The sequence below is a fragment of the Pseudomonas sp. F(2018) genome (genome assembly GCF_005508865.1).
Lineage (GTDB): Bacteria > Pseudomonadota > Gammaproteobacteria > Pseudomonadales > Pseudomonadaceae > Aquipseudomonas.
This window is the reverse complement of sequence record NZ_SCOM01000005.1, coordinates 54,180-71,583: the sequence shown is the minus strand read 5'-3', so window position 1 is coordinate 71,583 and position 17,404 is coordinate 54,180. Positions and strand designations below refer to the sequence as shown.

Annotated in this window: 17 protein-coding genes; 5 read left to right on the top strand and 12 right to left on the bottom strand. The window is 66.0% G+C overall.

Annotated features, from left to right (window positions below; translation table 11 throughout):
- Positions 1–60: 60 nt before the first annotated feature.
- The 8 genes from FFS62_RS19720 to FFS62_RS19685 form a co-directional block, all read right to left on the bottom strand.
- Positions 61–957, bottom strand: coding sequence for a peptidoglycan DD-metalloendopeptidase family protein (locus FFS62_RS19720; protein ID WP_137974562.1), 897 nt, complete (start codon positions 955–957; stop codon positions 61–63).
- Positions 958–1,174: 217 nt separating this feature from the next.
- Positions 1,175–2,092, bottom strand: coding sequence for a response regulator (locus FFS62_RS19715; protein ID WP_137974561.1), 918 nt, complete (start codon positions 2,090–2,092; stop codon positions 1,175–1,177).
- 121 nt (positions 2,093–2,213) lie between these two features.
- On the bottom strand, positions 2,214–2,939 hold the full coding sequence (gene phoU, locus FFS62_RS19710; RefSeq protein WP_137974560.1) for a phosphate signaling complex protein PhoU: 726 nt from the start codon (positions 2,937–2,939) through the stop codon (positions 2,214–2,216).
- A 55-nt stretch (positions 2,940–2,994) separates the two neighbouring features.
- Entirely contained in the window at positions 2,995–3,828 is an 834-nt protein-coding gene (gene pstB, locus FFS62_RS19705) for a phosphate ABC transporter ATP-binding protein PstB (RefSeq protein ID WP_137974559.1), read from the bottom strand.
- Between the two features lie 77 nt (positions 3,829–3,905).
- Positions 3,906–5,522, bottom strand: a complete 1,617-nt coding sequence (gene pstA / locus FFS62_RS19700; RefSeq protein WP_371920167.1) for a phosphate ABC transporter permease PstA — start codon at positions 5,520–5,522, stop codon at positions 3,906–3,908.
- A gap of 82 nt (positions 5,523–5,604) precedes the next feature.
- Positions 5,605–7,887, bottom strand: coding sequence for an ABC transporter permease subunit (locus FFS62_RS19695; protein WP_137974558.1), 2,283 nt, complete (start codon positions 7,885–7,887; stop codon positions 5,605–5,607).
- Positions 7,888–8,064: 177 nt separating this feature from the next.
- Positions 8,065–9,030: a PstS family phosphate ABC transporter substrate-binding protein gene (locus tag FFS62_RS19690; protein ID WP_137974557.1), complete on the bottom strand. Its 966-nt coding sequence runs from the start codon at positions 9,028–9,030 to the stop codon at positions 8,065–8,067.
- A 153-nt stretch (positions 9,031–9,183) separates the two neighbouring features.
- Entirely contained in the window at positions 9,184–10,491 is a 1,308-nt protein-coding gene (locus tag FFS62_RS19685; RefSeq protein ID WP_137974556.1) for an MFS transporter, read from the bottom strand.
- 203 nt (positions 10,492–10,694) lie between these two features.
- Here FFS62_RS19685 and FFS62_RS19680 point away from each other — a divergent pair, with 203 nt between their 5' ends.
- Positions 10,695–11,099 carry an acyl-CoA thioesterase gene (locus FFS62_RS19680; RefSeq protein WP_137974555.1) on the top strand — a complete coding sequence of 135 codons (405 nt, stop codon included), beginning with the start codon at positions 10,695–10,697 and terminating at the stop codon, positions 11,097–11,099.
- Between the two features lie 111 nt (positions 11,100–11,210).
- A complete protein-coding gene (locus FFS62_RS19675) occupies positions 11,211–12,110 on the top strand; it encodes a D-hexose-6-phosphate mutarotase (protein ID WP_137974554.1) in 900 nt (299 codons plus the stop codon).
- A 55-nt stretch (positions 12,111–12,165) separates the two neighbouring features.
- Here FFS62_RS19675 and FFS62_RS19670 read toward each other — a convergent pair whose 3' ends face one another.
- From FFS62_RS19670 to purE, 4 genes are all read right to left on the bottom strand, one after another.
- The gene (locus FFS62_RS19670) at positions 12,166–12,696 is read right to left on the bottom strand and encodes a DUF3299 domain-containing protein (protein ID WP_137974553.1); all 531 of its coding nucleotides are present in this window, start codon (positions 12,694–12,696) and stop codon (positions 12,166–12,168) included.
- Positions 12,697–12,751: 55 nt separating this feature from the next.
- Complete coding sequence (locus FFS62_RS19665; RefSeq protein WP_137974552.1) at positions 12,752–12,997, bottom strand: GlsB/YeaQ/YmgE family stress response membrane protein; 246 nt, start codon at positions 12,995–12,997, stop codon at positions 12,752–12,754.
- 83 nt (positions 12,998–13,080) lie between these two features.
- On the bottom strand, positions 13,081–14,163 hold the full coding sequence (locus FFS62_RS19660; protein ID WP_137974551.1) for a 5-(carboxyamino)imidazole ribonucleotide synthase: 1,083 nt from the start codon (positions 14,161–14,163) through the stop codon (positions 13,081–13,083).
- 14 nt (positions 14,164–14,177) lie between these two features.
- Positions 14,178–14,666, bottom strand: a complete 489-nt coding sequence (purE, locus tag FFS62_RS19655) for a 5-(carboxyamino)imidazole ribonucleotide mutase (RefSeq protein ID WP_137974550.1) — start codon at positions 14,664–14,666, stop codon at positions 14,178–14,180.
- A 394-nt stretch (positions 14,667–15,060) separates the two neighbouring features.
- On the opposite strand from purE, the gene FFS62_RS19650 reads away from it, so the two are divergent.
- From FFS62_RS19650 to FFS62_RS19640, 3 genes are all read left to right on the top strand, one after another.
- A complete protein-coding gene (locus FFS62_RS19650) occupies positions 15,061–15,240 on the top strand; it encodes a hypothetical protein (RefSeq protein ID WP_137974549.1) in 180 nt (59 codons plus the stop codon).
- An 83-nt stretch (positions 15,241–15,323) separates the two neighbouring features.
- Positions 15,324–16,118, top strand: a complete 795-nt coding sequence (locus FFS62_RS19645; protein ID WP_137974548.1) for a hypothetical protein — start codon at positions 15,324–15,326, stop codon at positions 16,116–16,118.
- Positions 16,119–16,390: 272 nt separating this feature from the next.
- On the top strand, positions 16,391–17,302 hold the full coding sequence (locus FFS62_RS19640; RefSeq protein ID WP_137974547.1) for a glutamate/aspartate ABC transporter substrate-binding protein: 912 nt from the start codon (positions 16,391–16,393) through the stop codon (positions 17,300–17,302).
- Positions 17,303–17,404 lie beyond the last annotated feature (102 nt).

Sequence of the window (17,404 nt, the reverse complement as noted above, 5' to 3'; positions counted from 1 at the left end):
GGGGACTGCTGGCGCCAGTCCCCCAAGCATTGCCGCGATTCGCCGATCGCGCCAGTCCGGCTATTCGCCACCCACCGCGAAGTTGGGCAGGCTGTCCACCGGTTGGGCGAAGTTGAACGGAATAGACTCCAGCGCCAGGCCGATGTTGCGCTGCACCACGAAGTGCAGGTGCGGGCCGGTGCTGTTGCCGGTGTTGCCGGAACGGGCGATCTGCATGCCGGCCTCGATCCGCTCGCCCTCGCGCACCGCCACCGAGCCGCGCATCAGGTGCAGGTAGACGCCCATGGTGCCGTCGTCATGCAGGATGCGCACGTAGTTGCCGGACGGGTTGTTGCCGCGGCCGCTCTGGCGGTTCTCGGTCTTCACCACCATGCCGCTGCGCGAGGCGACGATCGCCGTGCCCTCGGGCATGGCGATGTCCATGGCGTAGCGGCCCTTGGGCGTGAAGTGGCTGTACTTGCCGTTGGCACCCTGGGTCAGCTTGAACGGCCCGCCGCGCCAGGGCAGCGGGTAACGGAACAGCAGCGGCTGCAGGCGCGGGTCGCCCATGGCGTAACGCAGCCGCGGCTTGTAGCTCATCGGCTTGGTGGCATCCAGCGGCGCCAGGGTGGTCAGGCGGATATGGCTGCGCGGCGGCAGCACCCAGCGGATCGGCGCATCCGGCGCGCCGGCGACGTTGACCAGGCGATCCAGGCGCAGCTCGACCTCCACCGGGGCGTACAGGTCGTTGCGCAACACCAGGGTCTCGCCGGCATCGTGCTTCTTGGTTTCCAGCTTCACCAGGTTGTCGAGCTTCTCCACCATGCGGTCGCGGAACACGAACACCTGGGCACCGGGCACGGCCTTGTCGCTATAGGTCACCGTGCCGTGCTGGTCGACATACTTGTAGATGGTCAGCGCGCTGGCCTGGCCGGCGGCCAGCAGCAGTGCGCAGAAAATGATTGAACGCCCTAGCATAACTTCACGGATTTAATGGTTATTTGGTATCCGGGACGAAAAGACTAGCAGCGCCCCAGCCGGCTCGCGAGTGCTGGCGCTGCGGGCTGTGCGGCAATCCGCAGGGCCGGGCAGCGATTCGCGGCGATATCCGACGAAAGGCACGCTCCGGAACAGGTACTCCCAGAAATGACCACGGCGCCCGTAGGCGCCGTGGTCGTGAATCTGGCTAGCGGCGTCAGGCGCCGGGAACGAAGTGCTTCTGCGCGGTGCCGCGGGCGATCAGGCGCGACAGGTAGTCGAGCTTCTGCGGATCTTTGTCGACGAACTTGAAGCTCAGCTGCAGCCATTCGCTGTCCGGCTTCGGCTCCAGGGCCGCCACCGAATGCAGGTAGCCGTTGAGGCGCGCGGTCTCGGCCGCCTCACCCTGCTCCAGGTCGAGTACCGCGCTTTCCAGCACCTGGGGCAGCAGCTCGGTGCGCTTCACCACCAGCAGCGCTTCCTTGAGGCTCAGCGCCTTGATCACGCAGGCCATGCTGCCACCGGGCAGGCGCAGCTGACCCTGGCCACGGCCGGTCGGCGCGGCGGAAGCCTTGGCGGCCGGCGCGGCGGGTTTGGCGAAGGCGGCAGCCGGATCGGCAGCAGCGGCGGCGGGCTTGGCGGCCGGCTTGACCACATCGGCCTTGCCACCGGTCAGGGCGCTCAGGGAGTCGTTGGCGAAGCCGCCGGTGCTGAGCATCTTCGGCGGCGCGCTGGCGGCCAGGGCCTGCAGCTTGCCGGCGCGGTGCAGGGCCTTCTTGACCTTGGTGATCAGCTGGTCGTTGGAGAACGGCTTGCCGATGTAGTCGGAGACCCCGGCCTGGATGGCCTGGACCACGTTCTCCTTGTCGCCACGGCTGGTGACCATGATGAACGGCACGATCTTCAGGGCTTCCTGCTCGCGGCACCAGGTGAGCAGTTCGAGGCCGGACAGCTCGGGCATTTCCCAGTCGCAGAGGATCAGGTCGACCGCCTGGCGGGCGAGCATCTGCTGGGCCTTGCGGCCGTTGACCGCCTCTTCGATCTGGATGCCGGGGAAGTGGTCGCGCAGGCCCTTCTTCACCAGATCACGGATAAAGGTGGCGTCGTCCACCACCAGCACACTGACTTTGCTCATCGACCACTCCCGACAACGATGTCGACAAGCATAGCTGCGGATACTGGCCCGAGGCCAACATGGCGCACTCGGTGAATCCCCGAGCGCGCCGGGGATTGTCCGCGGGCGCCGCGCGGGCGGGTTACTCTTTCTTGCCCTGCACTTCTTCCTGCATGCGTGCCAGACCCATGTGCCGCACGTCGGTGCCGCGCACCAGGTAGATCACCAGTTCGGCGATGTTGCGCGCGTGGTCGCCGATGCGCTCCAGCGAACGCAGGACCCAGATGATGTTGAGCACGCGGCTGATCGCGCGCGGGTCTTCCATCATGTAGGTGACCAGCTCGCGCAGGGCGGTCTTGTACTCGCGGTCGACGGTCTTGTCGTACTGGGCCACGGACAGGGCCAGGTCGGCATCGAAGCGGGCGAAGGCGTCCAGCGCCTCCTGCACCATGCGTCGTACCTGGTCGCCGATGTGGCGCACCTCGACGTAGCCGCGCGGCGACTCGCCCTCCTCGCACAGCTGGATGGCGCGCTTAGCGATCTTCGACGACTCGTCGCCGATGCGCTCGAGGTCGATCACCGACTTGGAGATGCTGATGATCAGGCGCAGGTCGGAGGCGGCCGGCTGGCGGCGGGCGAGGATGCGCAGGCACTCCTCGTCGATATTGCGCTCCATCTGGTTGATCTGGTCGTCGATCTCGCGCACCTGCTGGGCCAGGCCGGAGTCGGCCTCGATCAGCGCGGTGACCGCGTCATTGACCTGCTTCTCGACCAGGCCGCCCATCGCCAGGAGGTGGCTGCGCACTTCCTCCAGCTCGGCGTTGAACTGCTGGGAGATGTGATGGGTGAGGCTGTCTTTGTTGATCATCGCGAAGTCCTATGCAAACCGGTTTCGAGTTCGTTGTTGTGGGACCGCTGCACCACTAGCCGTAACGGCCGGTGATGTAGTCCTCGGTTTGTTTTTTCGCCGGGTTGGTGAACAGGGTGTCGGTATCGCCGAACTCGATCAGCTTGCCCATGTACATGAACGCCGTGTAGTCGGAGACGCGCGCGGCCTGCTGCATGTTGTGGGTGACGATGACGATGGTGTACTTGCTCTTCAGCTCGTAGATCAGCTCTTCGACCTTGAGGGTGGAGATCGGGTCCAGTGCCGAGCAGGGTTCGTCGAGCAGCAGCACTTCCGGCTGTACCGCCACGGTACGGGCAATCACCAGGCGCTGCTGCTGGCCGCCGGAGAGGCCGAGGGCGGACTCGTGCAGGCGGTCCTTGACCTCGTCCCACAGGGCGGCGCTCTTCAGAGCCCATTCAACGGTCTCGTCGAGCACGCGCTTCTGGTTCACGCCCTGGATGCGCAGGCCGTACACCACGTTCTCGTAGATGCTCTTGGGGAACGGGTTGGGCTTCTGGAACACCATGCCGACGCGGCGACGCAGTTCGGCGACGTCCACGCCCTTCTTGTAGATGTCGTGGCCGTCGAGGCGGATCTCGCCCTGCACGCGGCAGCCGTCGACCAGGTCGTTCATGCGGTTGAAGGTGCGCAGCAGGGTCGACTTGCCGCAGCCGGACGGGCCGATGAAGGCGGTCACCCGCTGCTTGGGGATGTTCATCGACACGTCGAACAGCGCCTGCTTGTCGCCGTAGAAAAGGTTCAGGCTCGGCACCTCCAGGGCGACGGTTTCTTCCGCCAGGTTGAGGCCCTGCTTCTGCCGGCCGAGGGCGGCCATGTCGATGCCGTGGGTGTGTACTTCGTGCTGCATGGGATGCTCCCTACGCTAACAATTCGTTCAATTCGTGCATGCCGCCGCGGCCACTGCAGCGGCGACGCAATTCGTGATCAGTGATCCAGCGCCTTGTACCTCTCGCGCAGGTGGTTGCGGATGAACACGGCGCTCAGGTTGAGCAGCGCGATCACCAGCACCAGCAGCAGCGCGGTGGCGTACACCAGCGGGCGGGCGGCCTCGACGTTGGGGCTCTGGAAGCCGACGTCGTAGATATGGAAGCCCAGGTGCATGATCTTCTGGTCCAGGTGCAGGTACGGGTAGTTACCGTCCACCGGCAGCGCCGGGGCCAGCTTGACCACGCCGACCAGCATCAGCGGCGCCACTTCGCCGGCGGCGCGGGCCACGGCGAGGATCATGCCGGTCATCATGGCCGGGCTGGCCATCGGCAGCACCACCTTCCACAGGGTCTCGGCCTTGGTCGCACCCAGGGCCAGGGAGCCTTCGCGCAGGGCCCGCGGGATACGCGCCAGGCCTTCCTCGGTGGCGACGATCACCACCGGCACGGCGAGGATCGCCAGGGTCAGCGAGGCCCACAACAGGCCCGGGGTGCCGAAGGTCGGCGCCGGCGCCGCTTCGGCGAAGAACAGGCGGTCGATCGAGCCACCCAGCACGTAGACGAAGAAGCCCAGGCCGAACACGCCGTAGACGATGGCCGGCACGCCGGCCAGGTTGTTCACGGCGATGCGGATGATGCGGGTCATCGCGCCCTGTTTGGCGTATTCGCGCAGGTAGATGGCCGCCAGCACGCCGAACGGGGTGACGATCACGGCCATGATCAGAGTCATCATCACGGTGCCGAAGATGGCCGGGAAGATGCCGCCCTCGGTGTTGGCCTCACGCGGCTCGTCGCTGAGGAACTCCCACAGCTTGGCAAAGTAGAAGCCGAGCTTGGTCAGCACGCCCATAGCGTTCGGCTGGTAGGCGCGCACCACCTTGCTCAGGGCGATTTCCTGCTCGCGGCCGTCGACGGTCTTCACCGTCACGCTGTCGCGATCGAGCTGCTGGTTGAGCTCCACCAGCTGGCCTTCGAGCACCTTGTACTGGGCATCCAGCTCGGCGCGCCGGGCGTCGAGGTCGGCCTGGGCGGCGGCGTCCAGGCGGTCCTTCAGCTCCAGGCGGCGGCCTTCCAGGCGCAGCTGCTCGAGGCCGTGGTTGATATGGCCGATGTCGCGCTTCTCCAGCTGCACCAGCTGCGCGTGCAGTTCGTCGACGCGGGTGATGCGGCTCTGCAGTTCGCCCCAGGCGGCATCGCCTTCGGCCACCACCTGGCCGCCTTCCTTGACGTTGACCAGGTAGCCGTAGAAGTTGCCCCACTCGCGGCGCTCCATGCCCATCAGGTTTTCCGGGGTGCGCGGCTCGCTCATCCACTCGGCCACCACCCAGCTGAAGTCGGCGCCGTAGACCTCACGGTTACCGACCTTGAACAGCTCGCGGGTCATGAACTCGCCGCCCTTCACGTCCACCGGCAGGCCGGCGGCAGCCAGGCGGGCACGCGGCACTTCTTCTTCCTGCACCAGCTCGCCGGCCATCACCCGGGCGGCCTCGCCCGGCACCTGGTACTTGGCCTCGATCACGTCGGCCGGCCAGAAGTGGCCGAGGCCGCGCACGGCGATCACGGCGAGCAGGCCGATGGTCATGATCACGGCGATGGACACGCCGCTGGCGGTCATCCACACCCAGGGCGAACCGCTCTTGAACCAGGACTTGAGGTTTTGCTCTTTGATTTTCACTGACGTCTACCTTTCCCAGTTCTCAGAGCGACGCGTACTTCTTGCGCAGGCGAGTACGAATCACCTCCGCCAGCGTGTTCATCACGAAGGTGAAGGCCAGCAACACCAGCGCCGAGAGGAACAGCACGCGATAGTGGGTACTGCCCACCTCGGATTCCGGCATTTCCACCGCCACGTTGGCGGCCAGGGTGCGCAGGCCCTCGAAAATGTTCATGTCCATGATCGGCGTGTTGCCGGTGGCCATCAGCACAATCATGGTCTCGCCCACCGCACGGCCCATGCCGATCATCAGGGCGGAGAAGATGCCCGGGCTGGCGGTGAGGATCACCACGCGGGTCAGGGTCTGCCAGGGCGTGGCGCCGAGGGCCAGGGAGCCGAAGGTCAGGCTCTTGGGCACGCTGAACACGGCGTCCTCGGCGATCGAGTAGATGTTCGGGATCACCGCGAAGCCCATGGCCAGGCCGACCACCAGGGCGTTGCGCTGGTCGAAGGCGATGCCCAGGTCGTTGCTGATCCACAGGCGCATGTCGCCGCCGAAGAACCAGTTCTCCAGGTGGCCGCTCATGCCCAGGGCGCCACTGCCGATCAGCAGGATCACCGGGATCAGCAGCGCCGCTTCCCAGCCATCGGGGATCACCAGGCGGATCTTCTCCGGCAGGCGGCTCCAGCCGTAGGCGGCCAGCAGCACGCCGATCGGCGTGAGCAGCAGCAGGCTGAAGATGCCCGGCAGGTGGCCTTCGACATAGGGCGCGAGGAACAGGCCGGCGAAGAAGCCGAGGATCACCGTCGGCAGCGCCTCCATCAGCTCGATCACCGGCTTGACCTTGCGGCGCATGGCCGGGGCCATGAAGTAGGCGGTGTAGATCGCCGCGCAGATGGCCAGCGGAGCGGCCAGGAGCATGGCGTAGAAGGCGGCCTTGAGGGTGCCGAAGGTCAGCGGCGCCAGGCTCATCTTGGGTTCGAAATCGCTGTTGGCCGAGGTCGACTGCCAGACGTACTTGGGCTCGTCGTAGCTCTCGTACCAGACCTTGCCCCACAGCGCGCTCCAGGAGATCTCCGGGTGCGGGTTGTCGATGACGAAGCGCTGCAGCTGGCCGTTGGACTCCACCAGCACGCGGTTGGCGCGCGGCGACAGGGCGGCCACGCCCTGGCCCTCGGCGACCTTCTCGGTCAGCAGGGTGCGGTGCGCGGTGCTGTGGAAGATGCCCAAGTGGCCTTCCGCGTCCAGCGCGACGAAGCCCTTGCGGCGCTCCTCGGAGAGGATCTGGATGATCGGCGCATCGCCCAGCTGGAAGCCACGGATATGGGTCAGCGCGGCCTTGTTGTCGGCATCGCGCACCATGAACCACTGGCCGATGCCGCCCTTGCTGTCGCCGATCAGCAGCGAGATGCCGCCGAGCAGCGGCGTGACGGTGCTGACCTCGGCATCGCCGCCAAGCAGGGTGTAGCGGCCGTTGAGGGCCTTGGTGCGCAGGTCGAAGACGTCGGCGGTGGCCTTGCCGTTGATCACGAACAGCCACTGCTGACGCGGGTCGATGATCATCGCCTTGATCGGCTCGGCGATCTGCGGCAGGGCGATGCGCTCCTCGGTGAGAGTGGCCTCGCCGGTTAGCATGTTCTCTTCGCGGGTGATCGCCAGCACCTGCAGCTCGGCACCGGTGGAGGCGCTGAGCATCAGGGTGTCGCCGTTCTCGCTGATTGCCACGTGCTCCAGCGGCCGGCCCTGGGCGTCGAGGACGATGGGCTCAGCACCGTAGGGATAGTCCAGCTCGGGGGTGATGGTCTTGACGTTGTTCGGGTAGCTGACCTTGTAGGCGTGCTCGAACACCAGCACCTGGCCGTTGGACAGGCCCAGCACCACGCGGTGGCTGCCCGGCTGGTCCTGGCTGACCGAGGCGATGCTGACACCGCTCGGCAGGGCCAGCTGGTAAGCGTTCAGCGCGACGCCGTCCTTCAGCCCGAAGAACTGGACCTGGCCGCTGCGGCTCAGGCGCATGGCCACCTTGTTCTGTTCTTCCACCGCCAGCAGCAGGGCCTCGCTCTGCCCGGCCAGCCAGGCCGGCTGCTGGGCCTCGCGCGCCTCCATGTCGGCACCACCGAAGATCGGCGCCACCACATAGGCGAGGTAGAAGAAGATCAGCGTGATGCATGCCAGTACGGCCAGGCCGCCGATCGACACGTACCAGCGCGCCATGCGGTCCTTGAGCGCACGCATACGGCGCTTGCGCTGCAGGGCGGGAGTGTCGAAGTCGATGCGGTGGTTGTTCGCGGAGGCGCTCATGCTGTTGTTGGCCAGGTCATTCATGAGGAGGTCTCGAGCACAGCGGACACAGCCCGCTCAATGTGAAGTACTTCAATCTATCCGCCTTGTGTGACAGAAAGATTACAGCTCGGTGACGCGACAACGCCCACGGCTCCAGAAGAGTCGCGGGCGTGTCGAACAGCGCGCCGAGGGATGGGCCTCGGCGTCACTGGCGGGCCGTTACAGGCCCAGTTCTTTCTTGGTCTTCTCGATCACTTTGGCCGGCAGCGGGATGTAGCCATCCTTGACCACCACGTCCTGGCCCTGCTTGGACAGCACCAGCTTGACGAACTCGGCTTCCAGCGGGCTCAGCGGCTTGTTCGGCGCCTTGTTGACGTAGACGAAGAAGAAGCGCGACAGCGGGAACTTGCCTGCCAGGGCGTTGGCTTCGTTGGCCTCGAAGGCCTCGCCACCTTTCTTCGACAGCGGTACGGCGCGGACGCTGGCGGTCTTGTAGCCGATGCCCGAGTAGCCGATGGCGTTGACGGTGCTGGAGATGGACTGCACCACCGAGGCCGAACCCGGCTGCTCGTTGACGTTGGCCTTGAAGTCGCCTTTGCACAGAGCGGCTTCCTTGAAGTAGCCGTAGGTGCCGGATACCGAGTTGCGACCGAACAGTTGGATCGGCTTGTCGGCCCACTCGCCGGTCAGGCCCAGGTCGCCCCAGGTCTTCACGTCGCTACCACCGCACAGGCGGGTGCTGGAGAAGATGCCGTCGACCTGAGCCATGTCCAGGGACTTGATCGGGTTGTCCTTGTGCACGAACACGGCCAGGGCGTCGATGGCCACCGGCACGGCGACCGGCTTGTAGCCGAACTTCTCTTCGAAGGCCTGCAGCTCGTTGTCCTTCATGGCGCGGGACATCGGGCCGAGGTTGGCGGTGCCTTCGGTCAGGGCGGGCGGCGCGGTGGAGGAGCCGGCGGCCTGGATCTGGATGTTCACGTTCGGGTACAGCTTCTTGTATTCCTCGGCCCACAGGGTCATCAGGTTGGCCAGGGAGTCGGAGCCGACGCTGGACAGGTTGCCCGATACACCGGAAGTCTTTTGGTAAGCCGGGATGGACGGGTCGACAGCGGCAACCGCACTAGCGGCGCTTACGCCAGCGGCGACAAAGGTCAGGGCCGCCATCAAACGCTTGAGTTTCATGCCTTGCTCCTAGCAGGAAGGGGTTGTGATGGAACGGGCCCAAGTATCTGTAGGCCGCATGAACACTCTATGACTGGATTGTGACAATCAGGTTAAAGCGCATGAAAAACATAAAAGGCCCGTAAACGGGCCTCTTATAGACGGTCGAAAGGCTCAGGCCAGTGCGGGCTGGCGGACCTGGCGCTGCCACAACAGCACGCCGATCAGCATGAACAGCAGGCACAGGGCGCCGACGTAATAGGCCGGGCCCAGCGGGCTCCATTTCAGCAGCAGGCTGACCAGGATCGGCGTCAGCCCGCCGAAGATGGCGTAGGCCAGGTTGTAGGAGAACGACAGCCCGGAGAAGCGCACCACCGCCGGGAAGGCCTTGACCATCACCATGGGGATGGCGCCGATCATGCCCACGCACAGGCCGGCCAGGGCATACAGCGGCACCAGCAGGTCCGGCTGGGTCTTCAGCGTGGTGTAGAACAGCCAGGAGCTGACCAGCAGCAGCGCGCCGCCGACCAGGAAGGTCGGGCCCGGGCCGAAGCGATCGGCGGCCAGGCCCGCCAGCACGCAGCCGATGCTCAGGCAGACGATGGCCAGGCCGTTGGCCGTCAGGGTATCGGCCGGGGTGAAGCCGTACTGGGTCTGCAGCAGGGTCGGGGTCATCAGGATCACCACGACTATGCCGGCCGACAGCACCCAGGTCAGCAGCATGGACAGGATGATCGCTGGGCGATGCTCGCGTACCACCGCCTTGAGCGGCAGCTCGGCGGCCAGCGACTGGCGCTGCTGCAGCTCGGCGAACACCGGGGTCTCGTGCAGCCAGCGGCGCAGGTAGACGGAGATCAGGCCGAACACGCCGCCGACCAGGAAGGGGATGCGCCAGGCGTAGTCGGCGATCTGTTCCGGGGTGAAGCTGCGGTTGATCGCGCTGGCGGCCAGCGAGCCGAGCAGGATGCCGGCGGTGAGCCCGGCGGTCAGGGTGCTGCAGGCGAAGCCGATGCGTTTGGCCGGCACGTGTTCGGCGACGAACACCCAGGCTCCCGGCACTTCGCCGCCGATCGCCGCGCCCTGCATCACGCGCAGGGCCAGCAGCGCCAGCGGCGCCCAGATGCCGATCTGCGCGTAGGTCGGCAGCAGGCCCATCAGCAGGGTCGGCACCGCCATCAGGAAGATGCTCAGGGTAAACATGCGCTTGCGCCCGAGCAGGTCGCCGAAGTGGGCCATGATGATGCCGCCCAGCGGCCGCGCCAGGTAGCCGGCGGCGAAGATGCCGAAGGTCTGCAGCTGGCGCAGCCACTCGGGCATCTCGGCGGGGAAGAACAGCTTGCCGACCACAGCGGCGAAGAACACGAAGATGATGAAGTCGTAGAACTCCAGCGCGCCGCCGAGGGCGGAGAGCGAGAGGGTCTTGTAGTCACTGCGGTTCAATGGGCGCGCCACGGGCGCGGTGCTGGCATGTTCGGCGGGCATAGTGGGCTTCATTATTGGAGTGGCAAGGCTGCGCCGCACCATAGCAAATCGGGCCCCGGGCCGCAGCTTTACGGCGCAAAAGCGAAACCATGCGGTCGTCGTTTGACGCGCGCCTCTATATACTGCGCACGGCCCGTCTGGCACGGGCCGCAGCCTGCCACCGAACAGCCAATCATAAGAATCCACCAGCGGGGCCCAGCAGCATGATCGAACTCGAACAGGAAGACCCCATCCCTCAGGGCGATCTGGCCCTGCAGATCACCGCCCTACCGCGTGAAACCAACGGTTTCGGCGACATCTACGGTGGCTGGCTGGTCTCGCAGATGGACCTGGCCGGCACCGCCATGGCCAGCAAGGTGGCCGGCGGCCGTGTCGCCACCGTGGCCATCGACCGCATGGCCTTCCTGGTACCGGTGGCCGTGGGCGCGCAGCTGTCCTTCTATACCCAGGCCCTGGAAGTCGGGCGCAGCTCGATCCAGATGCTGGTCGAGGTGTGGAGCGACGATCCGCTGTCCAGCGAGTGGCGCAAGGTCACCGAGGCGGTATTCGTGTTCGTCGCCATCGACGGCAGCGGCCGCACCCGCCCGGTACCGCCGCGCCGCGGCTGAGCCACAAGCCCCGATCCAGACAACGCCGACCTAGTGTCGGCGTTTTCTATTGGGCTTGGCCTTTTGCCCTGCGCTGGAGTCAAATGGGCCATGACTTCAGGGAGAACCGACATGAGCCAGGCCCAGATTGAACGCATCGAACTGGATGAGCTGACCTGCTGGCGCGTGCGCCACGCCGGGGCCGAGCTGCTGGTGGCCCAGCAGGGCGCCCAGGTGCTGAGCTACCAGCAGGGCGAGCAGCCGCCGCTGATCTGGCTCAGCGAGCAGGCCAGCTACCAGCGCCGGCAATCGGTGCGCGGCGGCGTGCCGATCTGCTGGCCCTGGTTCGGCGACCTCGGTCGCAACCCGCTGCAGGTACAGGCCCAGCACGACAACCTGGGCGCCGCGCCCTTCCACGGCGGCGTCCGCGCGCTGGAGTGGCAGCTGCTGGGCATCGACAGCGAGGACGAGGCGGTGCACCTGCGGTTCGCCTTCGACAGCCGCCAACATCCGCTGCCCGACTGGCCGCACGCCGCCGAGCTGCGCCTGGACATCCGCCTGGATGAGCGCCTGCACCTGGACCTGACCAGCCACAATCTGGGGGATGCTCCACTGGCCCTGAGCCAGGCGCTGCACAGCTACTTCGCCGTCAGCGACATCCGCCAGGTGGCCGTGCATGGCCTGGAGGACAGCCGCTATATCGACACCCTGGAGGACTGGCAGGAACGCCACCAGCAGGGCGAGCTGCGCTTCGCCGGCGAGACCGACCGCATCTACCTCGACCTGCCACCGCACTTGCGCCTGCATGACGCCGGCTGGCAGCGCGAGCTGCACCTGCAGACCCGCAATTCGCGCTCGGCAGTGCTGTGGAATCCCTGGATCGACAAGGCCCAGCGCCTGTCCAGCTTCGCCGACGACGCCTGGCAGCGCATGCTGTGCATCGAGACGGCCAATGTCTGGGACGACTGCGTGGAGCTGGCCCCCGGCGAGCGCCACAGCATGGGCCTGAGTCTGTGGAGCGAGCCCGCGTAGCGCACGCAAGCCCCCTCACCCGCCCTGCGGGCACCCTCTCCCAAAGTGAGAGGGGTCAGAGGTCGCCTTCCTCCACCAGCCGTACCGAGCTGGCATCCAGGGCATAGGAAGCCGCGGCCAACTCGTTCTCCACCGCCTCGACATGCAGGGTGCCGTCGACCCACAGCGGCTCGTAGATATCGTCCAGGGCGATACCCTGGGGATAGCGCACCAGCACGATCTGGTTCGGCGGTGGCGGCGGCACATGGATGCAGGCGCCCGGATAGGGCACCAGGAACAGCAGGGTGCTCTTGCCCTCGGCATCGCTCTCCAGCGGCACCGGGTAGCCACCCAGGCGGATCTGCTTGCCGTCCAGGCGCGCCACGGTCTTCTTCGAGTACATCACCGCCGGCAGACCCTGCTCCTGCTTGAGGCCGCCCTGCTGGCCAAAGGCGCCGGCCGCCTCGGGGCTGTCATGGCTGATCTCCGGCATCGCCTCCAGGGCCTGCTGGTCCTCCTTGGGCATCAGCTCCAGCCAGTCCAGTTCGGGCGGTTCGGCGTGGCCCAGCAGGGGCAGCAACAACAGGGTCAGCAGCAGGCGGCGCATGGCGGTCTCGGAGTAGCAACGGGGTGGCCAAGCCTAACGGCTCGGCGCGCGTACGTCAGTCCCGCTTCAGCAGGCCGTAGATCAGCAGCAGGACGATAGCGCCGACCACCGCACCGACGAAGCCCGCCGCTTCACCGGCCTGGTAGATGCCCAGGGCCTGGCCGCCATAGGTCGCGGCCAGCGAACCGCCGATGCCGAGCAGGATGGTCATGATCCAGCCCATGCTGTCGTCGCCCGGTTTGAGGAAGCGTGCAATCAGACCCACGATCAGGCCGATGAAGATGGTGCCGATAATGCTCATGCCATGCTCCTTGAAAGAGGCCAGAAACGAACAAGGCGCACCGAGTGGCGCGCCTTGTTGTGACCGGAGCGGAGCGGTGGGGTTCAACCCTGGATCAGCGCCTCGACCTCGGCGATGCGTGCCTTGAGGGTCGCCATGTCCTTGCTGCGCAGGGTGGCGTGGCCGACCTTGCGCCCGGCCTTGAAGGCCTTGCCGTAGTGGTGCAGGTGGCAGTCCTCGATGGCCACCACCTTGCTCACGTCCGGCACGCTGCCGAGGAAGTTGAGCATGGCACTCTCGCCGACCTTGGCGGTGGAGCCCAGCGGCAGGCCGGCCACGGCACGCAGGTGGTTCTCGAACTGGCTGCACTCGGCGCCTTCGATGGTCCAGTGCCCGGAGTTGTGCACGCGCGGGGCGATCTCGTTGGCTTTGAGGCCGCCGTCGACCTCAAAGAACTCGAAGGCCAGCACGCCGACGTAGTCGAGTTGCTTGAGCACGCGACCGACATAGTCCTCGGCCAGCGCCTGCAGCGGATGGTCGGTGCTGGCGATGGACAGAGCCAGCACGCCGCTGTCGTGGCGGTTGTGCACCAGCGGGTAGAAGCGCGTCTCGCCGTCACGGGCACGCACGGCCACCAGCGACACCTCGCCGGTGAATGGCACGAAGCCTTCGAGGATGCACGGCACGCTGCCCAGCTCGGCGAAGGCACCGACCACGTCTTCCGCCTTGCGCAGAACCTTCTGGCCCTTGCCGTCATAGCCCAGGGTGCGCGTCTTCATCACCGCCGGCAGACCGATGGCGGCCACGGCGGCGTCGAGGTCGGCCTGGGACTGGATATCGGCAAACTCCGGAGTCGGGATGCCGAGGTCCTTGAACATGGACTTCTCGAACCAGCGGTCGCGGGCGATGCGCAGGGCTTCGGCGCTCGGATAGACCGGCACGAACTGCGAGAGGAAGGCGACGGTCTCGGCCGGCACGCTCTCGAACTCGAAGGTCACCAGGTCGACCTGCTCGGCCAGGCGGCGCAGCTGCGCCTGGTCGTCGTAGTCACCGAGGATGTGCTCGCCGAGCGCCTGGGCGCACGCATCGGTGGCCGGATCGAGGAAGGAGAAGTGCATGCCCAGCGGAGTGCCCGCCAGGGCCATCATGCGACCCAGCTGGCCGCCACCGATTACGCCGATCTTCATCTATAGGGCCTCGATCAGGAACGCGGGTCCGGGTTGTCCAGCACGCTCTGGGTCTGCTCGTCGCGGAACGCCTTGAGCTTGTCGTGGAACTGCGGGTGCTGGTGACCGAGGATGCTGGCGGCCAGCAGTGCGGCATTGATCGCACCAGCCTTGCCGATGGCCAGGGTGGCGACCGGGATGCCGGCCGGCATCTGCACGATGGACAGCAGCGAGTCGACGCCCGACAGCACCGCGGACTGCACCGGCACACCGAGCACGGGCAGGTGGGTCTTGGCCGCGCACATGCCCGGCAGGTGGGCGGCGCCACCAGCACCGGCGATGATCACCTGGATGCCACGGCCTTCGGCTGCTTCCGCGTACTGGAACAGCAGGTCCGGCGTGCGGTGGGCGGAAACCACCTGCACTTCGTAGGGAATGCCCAGCTTGTCCAGCATGTCTGCGGTGTGACTGAGGGTGCTCCAATCGGACTTGGAACCCATGATCACGCCAACCAGTGCGCTCATCGTTTTGCCTCTAACTCGGGCGCCTGTCGGCGCGACAAAAACCAACAAGCCACGCATTCGGCGTGGCTTGTTATGTGCGGGCCAGGCCACTAGGGGCCTGGAGGCGGGGCAGTATACCGGAAAGCCACGGCAGTCGCGCCTCTGCCGTGACCGTCTGTCAGCGCGGATTTGTAACCTGACTGTAAGCGGCCTGCTCGGTCAGTATTGGCGTACCGATAGAGATCGAATCGAAGGGGCCCAATGCGTGCCCACGCTGCAGGCACTGGTTGAACCGCCCCCCCAGATGACGAACGGATGACAGCGCGGCGTAAAGCGAGAACTCCGCCACCCCCAATTTTCGGCGCATTGCCTACAATCCGCGCCTTCTTCCCGCCAGATTGAAAAGGACTTCAATATGCGCCGCGCCTTTGCCCTCACCGCCCTGCTCGCCACCCTCGCCGGCTGCGCCACCGCACCGCAGGGCGACGCACCGCTCGCCGTGCACGATGAAACCCTCGAGCCGCAGGCCGGCGTCGAGGTCTGCTACCAGTTGATCTTCTGCCCGCTGGTCAGCGCCGCCGAACTGTCGCGCTGATCGTCAGCCGGCGGCAGGGCTCCCAGGCCAGCCGGTCACGGCCGGCTAGACTCGCCACCTTTCCCACCAACAAGGAAGTTGTCATGCGCAAGCTATCCCTTATCGCCGTTTCCCTGCTGCTCGCCAGCCAGGCCAATGCTCTGGAACTGGCCAAGTACCCGCAGGTATTCGATACGGGCCAGGCGGTCATGGTGACCCTCGCACCCACTGCCGACGGCACCCAGGCCCTGCTGCAGGTCAAGGGCCTCAACCATCCCCTGGACTCGGTGGTGTTCCTTACCGAGGTCGACGACCGCGGCAACCAGGAGCGTGACTACAGCACCACCCTGGACGGCGGCCGCTACAACATGCTGCTCAAGCGCCAAGGCTGGGATGGCGACAGCTATCAGCTGTACCTGCCGGATACCGCGGGCTTTGCCCTGACTTTCGACGAGGCCCTGAGCAAGCGTGCCAAGCCGGCCGAGCTACTGGCCTTGTATGAACAACAGCAGAGCCAGGGCATACAGGAGAAGCTGGCCCGGTTCGACCGTGCCAAGCACCTGCAGACCAACAAGCGCCTGCTCAAGGAACTGGATCAGGAGGCCAGCGAGGCCTGCGGCGTGCCGCTGCAGACCCGGGTGGAGTGGAACGCCATCGACGACCAGAAAATGAAGGCACTGAGCATCGCCGGCTATTGCGGCGAGGTGGTCAACCAGTTGGCCAGCCTGTGCGAGGACGATGCCAGCTTCAAGGCGCAGACGATCGCCATCAAGACTGTGGAGTGCCGCTTCGGCAAGGACATGAAGCTGCGCGAGAAGGATGGCAGAATCCTCTTCACCACCGAGCAGGAGGCGCCCAACCAGGGCGACTTCATCAACGCCTTCCTGCGTAATCGCTGATCCCTGCGCCGCCCTTCCGCAATGGAGGGGCGGCGCATTCGGTTTTCCGAACGCCGAGTCTGCCGCCATTCGCCAGGCCGAACGCCAGCGACCTTCCCGCACCTTTAAAAACCAATAATTAATCTTTTAATTTCAATTACTTATCATCGAATAAACCACCTGGCACAGTACCTGCTCTAGATCCTCGCAGGGACGGCTCGATCGTCCACTCCACAGGGGCCCGCATCGCCATGCAGCGACAGCCCCGGATAACAACAACAGCGAGGATCAGCATGAACAGCACTCTCTCCCGCGCCATCGGCGTCGCCCTGGCCGCCACCCTGTGCAGCGCACCGGCCCTGGCCGAAGAACTGACCGGCACCCTGAAGAAGATCAAGGACAGCGGCACCATCGTCCTCGGCCACCGCGACTCGTCCATCCCCTTCTCCTACTTCGGCAGCGACCCGCAGCAGCCCGAGGGTTACTCCCATGACCTGCAGCTGAAGGCGGTCGAGGCGATCAAGCAGAAGCTGGGCATGCCGGACCTCAAGGTGCGCTACAACCTGGTGACCTCGCAGACCCGCATCCCGCTGGTACAGAACGGCACCGTGGACCTGGAGTGCGGCTCCACCACCAACAACGTCGAGCGCCAGCAGCAGGTGGACTTCTCCGTCGGCATCTTCGAGGTGGGCACCCGCCTGCTGACCAAGACCACTTCCGGCATCGCAGACTTCCCCGACCTCAAGGGCAAGAACGTGGTGACCACCGCCGGCACCACCTCCGAGCGCCTGCTCAAGGCGATGAACGCCGAGAAGCAGATGGGCATGAACATTATCTCGGCCAAGGACCACGGCGAGTCCTTCCTGATGCTGGAATCCGGTCGCGCCGTGGCCTTCATGATGGACGACGCCCTGCTCGCCGGCGAAATGGCCAAGGCCAAGAAGCCGGCCGACTGGCACGTGGTCGGCACCCCGCAGTCCTACGAGATCTACGGCTGCATGGTGCGCAAGGGTGACCCGGCCTTCAAGGCGGTGGTCGACGAGGCCCTGGTTGCCACCTACAAGTCCGGCGAAGTCAGCGCCATCTATGACAAGTGGTTCCTCAACCCGGTCCCGCCCAAGGGTCTGAACCTGAACTTCCCGATGAGCGACGAGCTGAAGAAGCTGGTCGCCAACCCGACCGACAAGGCCGCCGAGCAACTCTAAGCGCGCCCGGCCGGGGCTCCCCTCTCCCACTCGCGGAGAGGGAGTGGAAGCCCCGGCCTGTCGGTACGGCACCGCTTCACGAGAGCGGCGCCGCCTCACCTC